At 45.3% G+C, this 12,740-nt stretch carries 12 protein-coding genes; 10 read left to right on the forward strand and 2 right to left on the reverse strand.

All coding sequences use genetic code 11. The annotated features are described in order from the left end of the window. The first annotated feature begins 22 nt into the window (after positions 1-22). The 7 genes from hemA to ACCM36_RS05775 all read left to right on the forward strand — a co-directional run bounded on the left by hemA (position 23) and on the right by ACCM36_RS05775 (position 7,232). Positions 23-1,294, forward strand: coding sequence for a glutamyl-tRNA reductase (hemA, locus tag ACCM36_RS05745; protein ID WP_370572796.1), 1,272 nt, complete (start codon positions 23-25; stop codon positions 1,292-1,294). Between the two features lie 13 nt (positions 1,295-1,307). Then, positions 1,308-2,282: a porphobilinogen synthase gene (gene hemB / locus ACCM36_RS05750; RefSeq protein ID WP_370572797.1), complete on the forward strand. Its 975-nt coding sequence runs from the start codon at positions 1,308-1,310 to the stop codon at positions 2,280-2,282. 17 nt (positions 2,283-2,299) lie between these two features. Beyond that, a complete protein-coding gene (gene hemL / locus ACCM36_RS05755) occupies positions 2,300-3,565 on the forward strand; it encodes a glutamate-1-semialdehyde 2,1-aminomutase (RefSeq protein ID WP_370572798.1) in 1,266 nt (421 codons plus the stop codon). Positions 3,566-3,577: 12 nt separating this feature from the next. After that, positions 3,578-4,498 carry a hydroxymethylbilane synthase gene (gene hemC, locus ACCM36_RS05760; protein ID WP_370572799.1) on the forward strand — a complete coding sequence of 307 codons (921 nt, stop codon included), beginning with the start codon at positions 3,578-3,580 and terminating at the stop codon, positions 4,496-4,498. A gap of 18 nt (positions 4,499-4,516) precedes the next feature. Next, positions 4,517-5,419 carry a dihydroorotate dehydrogenase gene (locus tag ACCM36_RS05765; RefSeq protein ID WP_370572800.1) on the forward strand — a complete coding sequence of 301 codons (903 nt, stop codon included), beginning with the start codon at positions 4,517-4,519 and terminating at the stop codon, positions 5,417-5,419. Further along, complete coding sequence (locus tag ACCM36_RS05770; protein WP_370572801.1) at positions 5,419-6,198, forward strand: dihydroorotate dehydrogenase electron transfer subunit; 780 nt, start codon at positions 5,419-5,421, stop codon at positions 6,196-6,198. Before ACCM36_RS05765 ends, ACCM36_RS05770 begins: the two co-directional genes overlap by 1 nt. A gap of 125 nt (positions 6,199-6,323) precedes the next feature. Next, the gene (locus tag ACCM36_RS05775) at positions 6,324-7,232 is read left to right on the forward strand and encodes a tetratricopeptide repeat protein (RefSeq protein ID WP_370572802.1); all 909 of its coding nucleotides are present in this window, start codon (positions 6,324-6,326) and stop codon (positions 7,230-7,232) included. 45 nt (positions 7,233-7,277) lie between these two features. Here the strand turns inward: ACCM36_RS05775 and ACCM36_RS05780 are convergent, their stop codons facing one another. Next, entirely contained in the window at positions 7,278-8,483 is a 1,206-nt protein-coding gene (locus ACCM36_RS05780; protein WP_370572803.1) for a hypothetical protein, read from the reverse strand. 248 nt (positions 8,484-8,731) lie between these two features. Then, on the reverse strand, positions 8,732-9,769 hold the full coding sequence (locus tag ACCM36_RS05785; protein ID WP_370572804.1) for a hypothetical protein: 1,038 nt from the start codon (positions 9,767-9,769) through the stop codon (positions 8,732-8,734). Between the two features lie 148 nt (positions 9,770-9,917). Between ACCM36_RS05785 and ACCM36_RS05790 the strand changes: the two genes are divergently transcribed. The 3 genes from ACCM36_RS05790 to ACCM36_RS05800 all read left to right on the forward strand — a co-directional run. Further along, positions 9,918-10,652, forward strand: a complete 735-nt coding sequence (locus ACCM36_RS05790; protein ID WP_370572805.1) for a fumarylacetoacetate hydrolase family protein — start codon at positions 9,918-9,920, stop codon at positions 10,650-10,652. Further along, on the forward strand, positions 10,652-10,951 hold the full coding sequence (locus ACCM36_RS05795; RefSeq protein ID WP_370572806.1) for a hypothetical protein: 300 nt from the start codon (positions 10,652-10,654) through the stop codon (positions 10,949-10,951). Before ACCM36_RS05790 ends, ACCM36_RS05795 begins: the two co-directional genes overlap by 1 nt. A 161-nt stretch (positions 10,952-11,112) precedes the next feature. Continuing rightward, the coding region (locus ACCM36_RS05800; RefSeq protein ID WP_370572807.1) for a glutamate--tRNA ligase at positions 11,113-12,740 on the forward strand (1,628 nt) is incomplete at its 3' end.

Here is a 12,740-nt window from a genome sequence, read left to right on the forward strand (position 1 = left end):
TTAGCAACGATGGAGGTGCACATTGACAGAGATAAACAGCATGGTGATAACCCATTCCAAAGCCAGCATAGAGGAAATGGAAAGGTCCTGGAATGGGGATCATGAAGAAGTGCTTAGAAAACTTTATTCTAATGAATTCGTCCACGAATGTGTGGTGATGAAGACCTGTAACCGCATAGAGATATATGTGGTTTCTCCAAAGGGGAGCAGTGTGCTGTTCAATTTTGCAAAAAGTATGGCTTTTCCTTTGCAGGTAGTTGAGTTCCTGGACCACCAGGAGTCACTCCTGCATCTGCTGAGGCTGGCTTGCGGATTGGAATCCATGATAGTAGGAGAGGACCAGATCCTTGGGCAGATCAGAGATATGTACCTCCTTGCAAAAAAAGTAGGTACTACCGGGAGAATGCTTGATACCGCCTTCAGCAAAGCTATACAAGTAGGTAAACGCGTCCGCACAGAGACAGAAGTGAACAGGGGTGCAGTGTCTATTGGTTCGGCTGCTGTGGACCTGGCTGAGATGGTACTTGGTGGGCTGGAGGGTAAAATGGTGCTTGTGATAGGTACCGGCGAGATGGGGACCCTGGTTACCAGAGCGCTTGCCCATAGGGAAATGGATCTATTATATATAGCAAATCGCACTTTTGAAAAAGCCCGTGATCTGGCCGATAGCATGGGAGGTCATGCAGTGCGTTTTGAGAATCTGGCCGAACATGTAAGGAAGGCGGATGTAGTTATCAGTGCAACATCTGCACCTCACTACGTACTCCGAAGATCTTTGATAGAAGAAATCATGAAAGGCCGCGACAGAGAACTCCTTCTGATCGATATAGCCAATCCAAGGGATATAGAATCAAATGTTGCAGAGATCGAGCACGTCAAACTATACAACATTGATAATCTAAGGATAATAAATGAAAGGAGCCTTGCACAACGCAAAGAAGAAGCAAAGAAGGCAGAAAAGATAGTTGAGGAAGAACTGGGCCTGCTTCTGAAACAATATAAACAGCAGAAAGCTGATCATATAGTTTCTGCCATTTATGCCAATGTGTATAACGTAAGGAAACAGGAAAAAGAGCGTGCAGTAACTAAACTGCGTGCCTATCATACCATCGGCGAAATTGAGAACAAGGTGCTGGATGACCTTACACACTCCATTGTCAACAAGATACTGGCAGAGCCTACAAAAGTACTACGCAATGCTGCAGAAATCAATGATGATGAACTACTGGATGTAGTTTCAAGGCTATTCAACATTGACAGAACCCAGGAAACGAATAAGGACAAATGCAAGTGACAGAAGTGATCAAATGTTCCCACAGGTTAGGATGAGAAGACTAAGAAGCGGCAAGATAAGAGATATGGTGCGTGAGACCTCACTTTCGGTTGATGATCTTATCTACCCCATGTTCGTGGACGAAAATATTGATTCACCATTGGCAATGTCCTCCATGCCGGGAATGTCCAGGCTCCCCGTGAAAATGGCAGCAGATGATGCAAAGGAAGCTGCAGACCTGGGGATTCCAGCGGTTATACTTTTCGGGATACCTTCCACAAAAGATGAAAAGGGAAGTAGCGCATGGGGTGAAGACGACGTAGTGCAGAGGGCTGTACGCGAGATAAAGAACGAGCTCGGAAAGGACATGTATGTGATAACAGATGTATGTCTGTGCGAATATACAAGTCATGGCCACTGTGGCGTTGTTGATATGGAACACGAGCAGATATTGAACGATCCCACACTTCCATTGCTTGGTAAAACAGCAGTAAGCCATGCACTGGCCGGAGCAGATATGGTAGCTCCTTCGGGAATGATGGATGGGATGATAAGTACTATAAGAGATGCACTTGACGAAAATAACTGCAAGGATGTACCTATAATGTCATATGCAGCAAAGTATTCTTCTGCTTTTTACGGTCCTTTCAGGGAAGCAGCAGATTCCGGATATTCATTTGGTGATCGTTCCAGTTATCAGATGGACCCTGCAAATTCAGATGAGGCAATAAGAGAAGCAGAACTGGATATATTGGAAGGGGCTGATGTGATAATGGTAAAACCTGCCCTTCCTTACCTCGATATACTCTATCGAATCAAGACAGAGTTCAAGATGCCCACTGCTGCATACAATGTCAGCGGGGAGTTTGCAATGCTTAAAGCTGCCGCACACATGGGATGGCTGGATGAAAAGAAGGTTATGTATGAATCCCTGCTCTCTATCAAAAGGGCGGGAGCAGACATGATATTAACCTATTTTGCAAAGGACCTGGCAAGGATGCTGAAATAAAATAAAATGGTGATCTTATGTCGTTGGAGAAATCTAAAGAATTATATGAGAAAGCAAGAATACTAATTCCGGGTGGAGTGAGCAGTCCCGTCAGGGCTATCAAACCCTTCCCCTTTTATACAGCATCAGCCTCTGGATCAAAGATAACCGATGCCGATGGCAATGAGTATATTGATTTCTGCCTTGCATATGGGCCAAAACTGCTGGGACATGCCAACCCAAAGATAAAGCAGGCTATCATTGAACAGCTTGACAAGGGTTGGTTATACGGCACTCCAACAGAATTGGAAATAAAGCTTGCCGAAAGGATCTCAGGACTCTACCCCAGCATAGATATGGCAAGGTTCGTTTCCACCGGTACTGAGGCAACCATGAGCGCCCTGCGTGTTGCACGTGGCTTTACCGGCAGGAACAAGTTCATCAAGATAGAAGGCGGCTTCCATGGGGCACATGACGCAGTGCTCATTAAAGCCGGCTCAGGTGCCACCACCCTGGGAAAACCTGACTCTCTTGGAGTACCTGAAGACTTCACAAGAAATACATTGCAAGTGCCTTTCAACGATATAGAGGCACTTACAGAGGTCATGGAAAAGTACGGAAAGGATATTGCTGCATTCATTCTGGAACCTGTAATGGGTAACGTAGGTCCCATCCTGCCTGATGACGGTTACCTGCAAGAAGTGCGCAAGATCACACAAGAGAACGATGTAGTGCTTATTTTTGATGAAGTCATCACAGGTTTCCGCATGGCCATGGGCGGAGCACAGGAATACTACGGAGTTACACCGGATATGACCACATTAGGTAAGATCATAGGCGGTGGCATGCCCATAGGGGTGTTCGGAGGAAAACGTGAGATCATGGAAATGGTAGCACCATCCGGAGGTGTATACCAGGCGGGCACTTTTAGCGGCAGCCCCACATCCATTGCTGCGGGACTTACTGTCCTGGATGTTCTGGAAAAGGAAAATGTGCACAAGAAACTCAATGCCACCGGAGACAAATTGCGTGCAGATATCACTGATATAGTTGAAGATCTTGGTCTTAACTACAACGTGTGTGGTGTATCTTCGATGTTCAAGGTGTTCTTTGGAGATAAACCCCGCAACTATCATGAAGTACTCAGGTGTGACAAGGAAGGTTATCTGAAATTCTTCTTCAGGATGCTGGAAAGCGGAATATTCCTGCCTCCATCGCAGTTCGAGACGAATTTCCTCTCTACTGCACATTCGGAAGAGGATCTCAACAGGCTGCTGGCTGCATATAAAGCAAATCTCAAATAAGGTTGCCATAACATGATAATAGGAACACGTGGCAGTGCCCTTGCTCTTGCACAGGCGGACATTGTTGCCAAAATGCTGGCTGACAGGGGTATCGAAACAAGCCGTAAGATAATAAAGACCACTGGGGATAGGTTCACAGACAGACCTCTCCATGAAGTAGCAGGTGTAGGCGCATTCGTACGTGAACTGGATGACAGAATGGTGGAAGGAGTGATCGAAATAGCAGTTCATTCCATGAAAGACCTGCCAACTGTCAGGCCGAAAGAACTCACAACTTCTGCGGTCCTTGAAAGAGATTCACCCAACGACGTGCTGCTTACCAGAAATGGAGCAAAGCTGGATGACCTGCCAAAAGGCGCGATACTTGGTACAACTTCTATGCGCAGGAGAGCCCAACTTTTAAGATACAGATCCGATCTGCACATAAAAGATCTGCGTGGTAACATCAATACCCGAATGAAGAAACTTGAGGAGGGTCATTACGATGGGATATTGCTTGCAGAAGCAGGTTTACAGCGCATGAAATGGGAGCTTGATGTAGAACGCCTGGATACAGACAGGTTCTGCCCTTCTGCTAACCAGGGAACCATAGCGATCGTGACACCAGCAGGTTCAGAGGCCGAAACAGTGACCTCCCAGCTTAATCACACCCAGACACGTATCACCACCGAGATAGAACGCATCGTGACAAAAGATGTAGAGGGTGGATGCACAGCTCCTATAGGCTCCTTTTCACAGTTCATAAACAATGATGAGGTAAGAGTACTTGCAGAAGTACTTTCCCTTGATGGTACACGCCAGGTCCGTATTGATGAGGTCATCTCTCTTGAAAACTACCGTACCCATGCGTCCAAGCTTGGCAAGGAACTTGTGGCTATGGGGGGGAAAGATCTGGTGAAAGAAGCAGTTTCCAAACTAAGGATCAACAAATAAGACCTAAGGGGTTTTTCCATGATGAACATCACAGGTCTGCGTTTAAAAAATCCGACAATACTTGCTGCAGGCATCATGGGTACCACAGGAGCTGCACTTATCCGGGTGGCTCATGAAGGTGCTGGTGCCGTGGTAACAAAGTCCATCGGCCCACAACCCAAGGACGGACATAACAATCCAAGTATGGTGAAGCTAGATCATGGTTATCTGAATGCCATGGGTTTACCAAATCCTTCCTATGAAGCCTTTTTACCGGAACTGGAAAAAGCAAAGAATAAAGCCGGAGTGCCGGTGATAGCAAGTATTTTCGGTGGCAATGCAGAAGAGTTCCGCAAGGTAGCAGAAGGTCTGGTACCTGGAAAACCGGATGCATTCGAATTGAACGTCAGTTGTCCTCATGCCATGGGATATGGTGCATCCGTAGGCACTGATCCATCAATGGTAAAAGCAGTTACTTCAGCAGTATCTGAAATTACTGATATACCAGTTTGGGTAAAACTTACTCCAAACGTCACAGATATCGTTACAATAGGTAAGGCAGCCCAGGAGGGAGGAGCAGATGCAGTGGTTGCCATAAACACAGTACGTGGCATGGCAATAGACATACATTCCGGTTATCCGGTGCTTGGTAACCGCTTCGGTGGTCTTTCGGGCGATGCGGTGCGTCCTGTTGCTGTAAAATGTGTTTATGACCTCTATGAGAACCTGGATATACCGATAATAGGAGTAGGAGGCATATCTACTTGGCAACATGCCGTAGAAATGATCATGGCAGGTGCCAGTGCCATACAAATAGGCTCCGGAGTCTATGAAGGGCTCAATGTGTTCTCCGATATATCCCAAGGTATTAGCAGGTTCCTGGAAGAGCATGGTTATGCAAAGACAGAAAACATCACAGGAATTGCACACGAGAGGTTCTGATGCTTCCATTGAATGCAAATATTGTCAAAATAGTGGATGAAACACCCTCCACCCGTACATTCTTTTTCGATCATTCGTTCGAAGATGCCATGGTAGGCCAGTTCGTTATGGTATGGATAAGAGGAGTGGATGAGATCCCCATGACACTTTCCTACAAAAATGCCGTTACCGTGCAGAAAGTCGGTGATGCCACATCACGTTTGTTCGAAATACAGGAAGGTGGGCATGTAGGATTGAGAGGACCTTTTGGAAGAGGGTTCACACTTCCAAAAGAGGGAGAACATGTATTACTTATTGCAGGAGGAGTAGGTGCAGCACCTCTGGCACCACTTGCCGAGATGGTTTTTTCCACATGTTCTCAGATAACCACCATTCTGGGAGCCCGGAATGTCAATGAACTGTTATTTATGGACAGATTCCTGCAATGCGGACAGGTCTACATCACCACAGATGATGGCTCTGCACATCGCTGCGGCTTTGTGACAGATGTACTGGACGAACTTGATATCTCAGGATACGACAAGATCTATACCTGTGGTCCGGAAATGATGATGAAGAGGGTCTTTGATATTCTTGAACGGGAAGAAGCGTTAAAACACACGGAGTTCAGCCTTCACAGGTATTTCAAGTGTGGGATCGGAGTCTGTGGTGCATGCTGTATGGACGATGCCGGCCTGAGGGTTTGTAAGGACGGACCTGTATTTAACGGAGAAGAGCTGGTAGGCAGTGAATTCGGTAAATACGCAAGAGGACCGTCAGGACAAAAAAAGTTGTTCTGATACAAGGCTCATTGCTAAACAATTATCACTGATGCCTACATTTCAGTATATTATATATACCAATGGATCTGATAAGTTGTAAGGATGGCAGATATATTGGTTTGTTAATGAAATGAGGTGTGCTTATGGGTTTGATGGATGACGTAAAATCCAAGAAGAAACAAAAGGAAGCAGAGAATTGGTTTAACATGGGGATCAAAAGCCAGGATCCGGAAAAGAAACTGGATTATTTTACCCGTTCTCTTGAATTAGATCCTAATAATGTCAGTGCATGGTTAAAAAGAGGCAGGATCCTTGAAGACCTGAGCAGGTTCGACGAAGCAAAAAGAAGCTATGACAGGGCTACGCTTCTTGATCCTTCACTGGATATTCGTGTAAAAAAGACAAACTCGTTCCCGGAAGAAGACACCAATGTACCGGATATGACAGGGGAACAAACAGAGTATGCACAGGAAGAGACACAATATACACCGTCTGAAGAGGATTATTTACCTGAAACACCTGAAGGGGAAACAGAATCTGTCATTGCAAAAGAAATTGAAGAAGTCGTGCCCTTTACTCCTCCACAGGGAGAAGAATCATTGTTCAGCAATATAAGAAAAACTGAGGTTCCGGCATCTGAAGAGGAAAAAGATCTCATTCCAACCGATCCGGAGTCTGTAAAGTCTTCCGAAGTGATCAGTTTTAACCGCCCTGAACCGGAAATTGTTCCGGATGATAATGTACCGAGACAAAATATGCCTGACAAAATAAATGAAACTGTGGTTATTACTTCATCACCTGAGCCAAAAAATGATAATACGATTAAGAGAGATATTCCTACAACTTCCGGCAAAAATCCTACAGCAGGCAATACATCAACCACTGGTAAGGAAAGAAAACAAATCCAAATGGAGAAAGCAGGGATCTCTTCTTATGTTGAAATGGATGGAAAAAACGCCAATCTGAGAATACCAATTTCAGAAACCATAAAATTCTGGCTTGTGGGTGCAATTGTTCTTTTGGTCCTTTACCTGATCACACGACTGATCTGAGTAATACTAAAAAGTATGCTTCTTCCCCGAAAGGGGAAGATGTACTCAAACCACTATAATGGTTCCCGATATATCAGTGCCCTCCAGCATGAAAGTATAGGTACCGGTTTTATCGAATGTATAAGTGAAGACCTTACCATAGTAAATGGTCTGGGATTCCCAAAGATCTTCCTTGCTCACCACCACTATCGGCATCTTCGGCCTTTGAAGATTTCTCCATGTAACAGATTCCCCCACATTTATTTCCATTGATGTGGGTTCCAGGGTTCTTATCATAAGGAACTCCCTTGTCTGGGTAACAGTTTGCACCATTTCCCCGGCTCTTTCCTCTACTTGTTCCCTTGTTTCATTTTGCACCATCACCGGACTTGATACCGGAACATTAGGTACGACTGCCTCTTCTGCAGATTCCGGTACATTTGCCATGGAAACCTCTGAAACAACTACCGTACCTGTTATATTAGTGCCTTCCAGCATGAAAGTATAGGTACCTGGTGTATCGAAAACGAAACTGAATACCTTGCCATAATAGATTGTCTGTGGTTCCCACAGGTTCTCTTTGCTTACTACCACGATAGGCATCTTTGGTCTCTGCAGATTATGCCAGGCAACAGTTTCACCAGCCTGCACTTCCATATAAGTAGGTTCCAGGGTTCTTATCATAAGGAATTCATTTGTCTCCCGGGTAAGCTGTGCAATGGTTCCTGTTACGGTTTGCATCATACCCTCAGTTACATCTTTCGTCTGGTTCCATATCATCATGGGCATTGAACCAGGAGCTGTAGCAGTTTCTGATTCTTCTTCAGCCACGCTTTCCATCCTCTTTTCCGAGACAATCACTATACCTTCCATCTGTGTACCTTCTATGCTAAAGGTATATGTTCCCGGGTTCAGGAAAGTGTAGGTGAAGAACTTACCATAATAAATGGTCTGGGGTTCCCACATATCATCCTCACTTACCAGAACTATTGGCTTTTTTGGCCTTTGGTGATTGGTCCATGTAACTGTATCGCCCACTTCAACCTCTATGATATCAGGACTTAAGGTACGTATAACCACAAATTGATTCATCCCGGATGGTGCCACTTGTACCGAAGCAGTATTATCAGTATCTACTATCCTTGCTGATCCTCCATACTGGGAATACAAAGAAGTATCAGCTGACTGAGCACTTCCAACAGTAACAACTATCCCCGCAATTAAAATAAGGATCAAAAGAGGTACTGAGATAGATCTCTTATATGATTTCATCTATAATTCCCCCAATTAAGTATCAGCATTAGGCCGTGTTCAGATGTACCCAACCTAGTCTCTCCCACATTTCATTGATCGGATCTGAACGTTTTAAAAGCGGTAGAAGATATTGCCTACCGCTATATTAGAATTAATAAGTATACTTATATATAGTATGCGTTTGAGCAAACGTTTCTAAAAATGTTTCAAAAACAACAGAAGAAAGGGAAAAAAGATAAGGACCAGATCAACGGTCCGGCTACTTGCTATGCCTTAAGGTCAATTCCCTGATCAAAAGGAATGCCTGCTTCCAGATACCATTTTTCCACAAAGGACAGCATGTGGTACTTGAGAAATGCTCCAAAAGGCATGCTTACCAAAGCCATGACAATTATGAAAAGTATTACTTCCACCAGAATGAACGGGACAAGAACTATCCACTCTGAGCCTGATAGAACCAAAGATAACAACAGGTAGAGAATACCATCCACTATCAGGAAAGGTAATAGTGTTACCAGAATTGCGAGCATCATGACAATTAGCGCTGCTATGCCAACGATTATTCCCAACACTGCTCTTCCTACCCAGTAAACAACTATCTGTTGCCAGTCAAGTTTGAACTTCCTGAGAACTTCCATAATAGCTGACAACACTCCTACATTGTTATATAGTGCTATGGGTATGGACATGCTTATGAATGATCCAAAAACAGAGGCAATGACTGCAAAAATAATAACCAGGAATATAACCAGCATCATTCCGCCGATGAACGACAACCAGAAATAATCACCTGAAGGCATCCCAAATAGAAGAACAAATGGAAGTAACAACACTGCAAGCACTAACAGAGACAACAAAAGTGCTGCGATCCTGATAATGAATAGCTGAAACCCTTTTCCAAGGAAATGGCGAGTGTATTCCCAGAACTTAACACTATTGCTGACAAGAGACTCCACCAACACGAATTCCATGACACTTGAGACATACATGAAAATAATTATCAGGAAAAGTACCAGAGCTATAATTGCCATTACAGCTGCACTGAAAATCGAGTCAAATGTATCGCCTATAGAGTCTAATGGGTTATAGTCCGAACCATAACCTGAGCCATAACCGGAACCATAGTCTGAATCCATTGAGTTTGAAAATGAGTTGAAAGAATTTCCCCCGTGACCCGACCCTCCACCCACGAGCATGAGTATTATGGCAAGTTTTACCCATTTCCAGAGATCAAAGGGCTCAAAAAGGCACCTTTTTGTACGCTCGTAAGCTACCTCCACTGCATCTATCACATACCAATCCATAAGAGGAATTACACAGAGTCAGCTTAAATAATTTACCCGAGGCATCTATTTGAATGTACAGAGTACTTTTTGTGCTCTAGAAATACACCAAACTTTTGCTATTTCTAACACTCACTCTTATCTACAATGAAAGCAAATCCATAACCATATGCTGGGTCGCTTCAGGTACAGGGATGAAACCTTTTATGGGAACGTGGATGGCAACAAGGTATTTGGAAAAGGTAATGTTGAAGGCAAGGTCTTCGAACTTTCCGAATTGAGCATTCTTCCCCCTGCTGTGCCCACGAAGCTCGTATGCGTAGGCTTGAACTACCATGACCATGCCATTGAGGTAAATATGCCCATACCTAAAGAACCGGTGCTTTTCCTAAAGCCCCCTTCATCTGTCATAGGGCATCTGGATAAGATAGTTTATCCGCGTATGAGCGAGCAGGTGGACTTTGAAGCGGAACTGGCTGTGATCATAGGCAAACGCTGCAAGAACATCAAAAGAGAAAAGGCAGTTGATGTGATAGCTGGCTATACATGTTTTAACGATGTCACTGCAAGGGATCTTCAACGCAGGGATGGCCAGTGGACACGTGCTAAAAGCTTTGACACATTTGCACCTGTTGGTCCTTTCATAGTACCTGCAGCCAATATAGACCCGGAGAACGTATGCATACGCAGTCGGGTAAACGGCGTGACAAAACAGGACTCTTGCACTTCAAATCTCATTTTTGAAATACCTTATCTACTCGAATTCATATCCAACATCATGACACTTGAGGTTGGTGACATCATCGCCACAGGTACTCCTCCGGGTGTAGGTCCTTTTCACCCCGGAGATGTGGTAGAGATAGATATCGAAGGTATAGGTATTCTGCAGAACAAGGTGGTATAATGCTTTTCGACCAGATCGAACGGGAAATGGACCTGTCTGAAAGGCACTTGATGGTCCTCAAAACAGTAGTTGAGAAGGGACCGATCGGCATACTTAAGATTGCCGAAGAGACTGGAATGCCTACCCATAAAGTACGCTATTCACTCCGGGTGCTGGAGCAGGAACAACTTATAAAACCATCTATACAGGGTGCTATAGCAGGTCCTGCTGTGGAGAAATTCCTGAAGGACTTTGAGAGCGATATGACCAGACTTCAGGAAAAGACAGCCACTATACTTCAGATTGGAAGATCAATCTGATATTTGTAGTATGTTCTAAAAGAGATATATATTTTTATATTTTTGTGCTTAATGTCTTGGTTCACAGAACATTAACTTTAACTAGTTTCCACTCAACTAAAACCAAAATAATACGCTTCAGATGACATAGGAATTAAATTCCGTATCCAGGGAGAGTCCGGATGACATTAACTGATGAGGATAAACAGATCATTGAGAAATACGCACTTCAAAATGCCGTGAAATATGGAAAAGCCCCGCAACTTGCGGCTGTGATGGGGAAGGTGATGGGTGAGTGCACCCATCTGAGAGCCAGTGCAAAGGAAGTCTCGCCTTTGATACAGGAGATCCTTGAAAGGGTATCCAAAGAAACTCCCGAGCAATGGCAGGCAAGACTTGAAGTGCTTGCTCCGGAAATGATAGAGAACATGTGTGCAAAAAAGGAGCCTGTAAAGGGTTTGAAACCTCTAGAAGGTGCCGAGTGTGGAAAAGTGGTCATGCGTTTTGCACCCAATCCCAATGGTCCTCCTACCCTGGGAAGTACCCGTGGCATAGTGGTGAACTCCGAGTATGTGAAGATGTACGAGGGCAAGCTCATTATCAGGTTCGATGATACCGACCCGCAGACTAAGCGGCCTATGCTTGAGGCTTACGACTGGTACCTGGACGATTGCAAGTGGCTGGGTGCCGTGCCTGACCAGGTGGTCATTGCTTCTGACCGGATACCTCTGTATTATAAGTATGCTCGCCAGCTCATCGAACAGGGCAAAGCATACGTATGCTTCTGTACCAGCGAAGATTTCAAGAACCACAAGGATATCAGCGAGCCTTGCCCTCACAGAGACATAAGTCCGCAGGAGAACCTCACGCACTGGGATAAAATGCTGGCCGGGGAATATGAAGCGAAGGATGCCGTGCTGCGTCTGAAGACCGACATCAAGCACAAGGACCCTGCAATAAGGGATTACGGAATATTCCGCATTGTTAAACAGTCTCACCCGCGGCCGGAGGTCGATGACAAGTACGTAGTGTGGCCTCTGCTCGATTTTGAGGGTGCCATTGAGGATCATGAGCTTGGCACTACCCATATCATCCGGGGCAAGGACCTTATGGATAGTGAAACACGCCAGACCTACATCTACAAGTATCTGGGTTGGAAATACCCGAAAACTTTGCACTGGGGCAGGGTGAAGATGCATGAGTTCGGCAAGTTCAGTACCAGCACCCTGCGTCGGTCCATAGAGGAAGGTGAATATTCCGGCTGGGATGACCCGCGCCTGCCGACCCTGAGAGCTATGCGCAGAAGGGGAATACTGCCCCAGGCCATTCGCAAGTTCATGATAGAGATGGGTGTGGGCGAGACCGATGTGAGCATCAGCATGGACACGCTGTACGCCGAGAACAGGAAAATGGTGGATCCAATCGCGAGCAGGTACTTCTTCGTATGGGACCCTGTGGAACTTACGATAGCCGATGCACAGCCCCGCACAGTCAAACCCCCTAAGCACCCTACCGAGAACAAGGGACATCGCAGCATAGATGTTGCAGACAAGGTGCTTGTGTGCAAGGACGATGTGGAACAGCTTCAGGTAGGCTCACGCATTCGCCTCAAGGACCTGTACAATGTAGAGATCACTTCACTTTCTCCGCTACAGGCTAGTTATGTAGGTGATGAAGTTGCCAACCTTAAAAAGGACCGCATGAAGATCATCCACTGGGCACCGGTTGACGGCATCCCTGTCAAAGTGCTCTCTCCTGACGGTGAGTTCAAAGGTATCGGGGAAAAGCAAATCACTGAAGAACTCGACAA

The sequence above is a fragment of the Methanomethylovorans sp. genome, assembly GCF_041305605.1.
In the GTDB taxonomy this organism is placed as follows: Archaea; Halobacteriota; Methanosarcinia; order Methanosarcinales; family Methanosarcinaceae; genus Methanomethylovorans.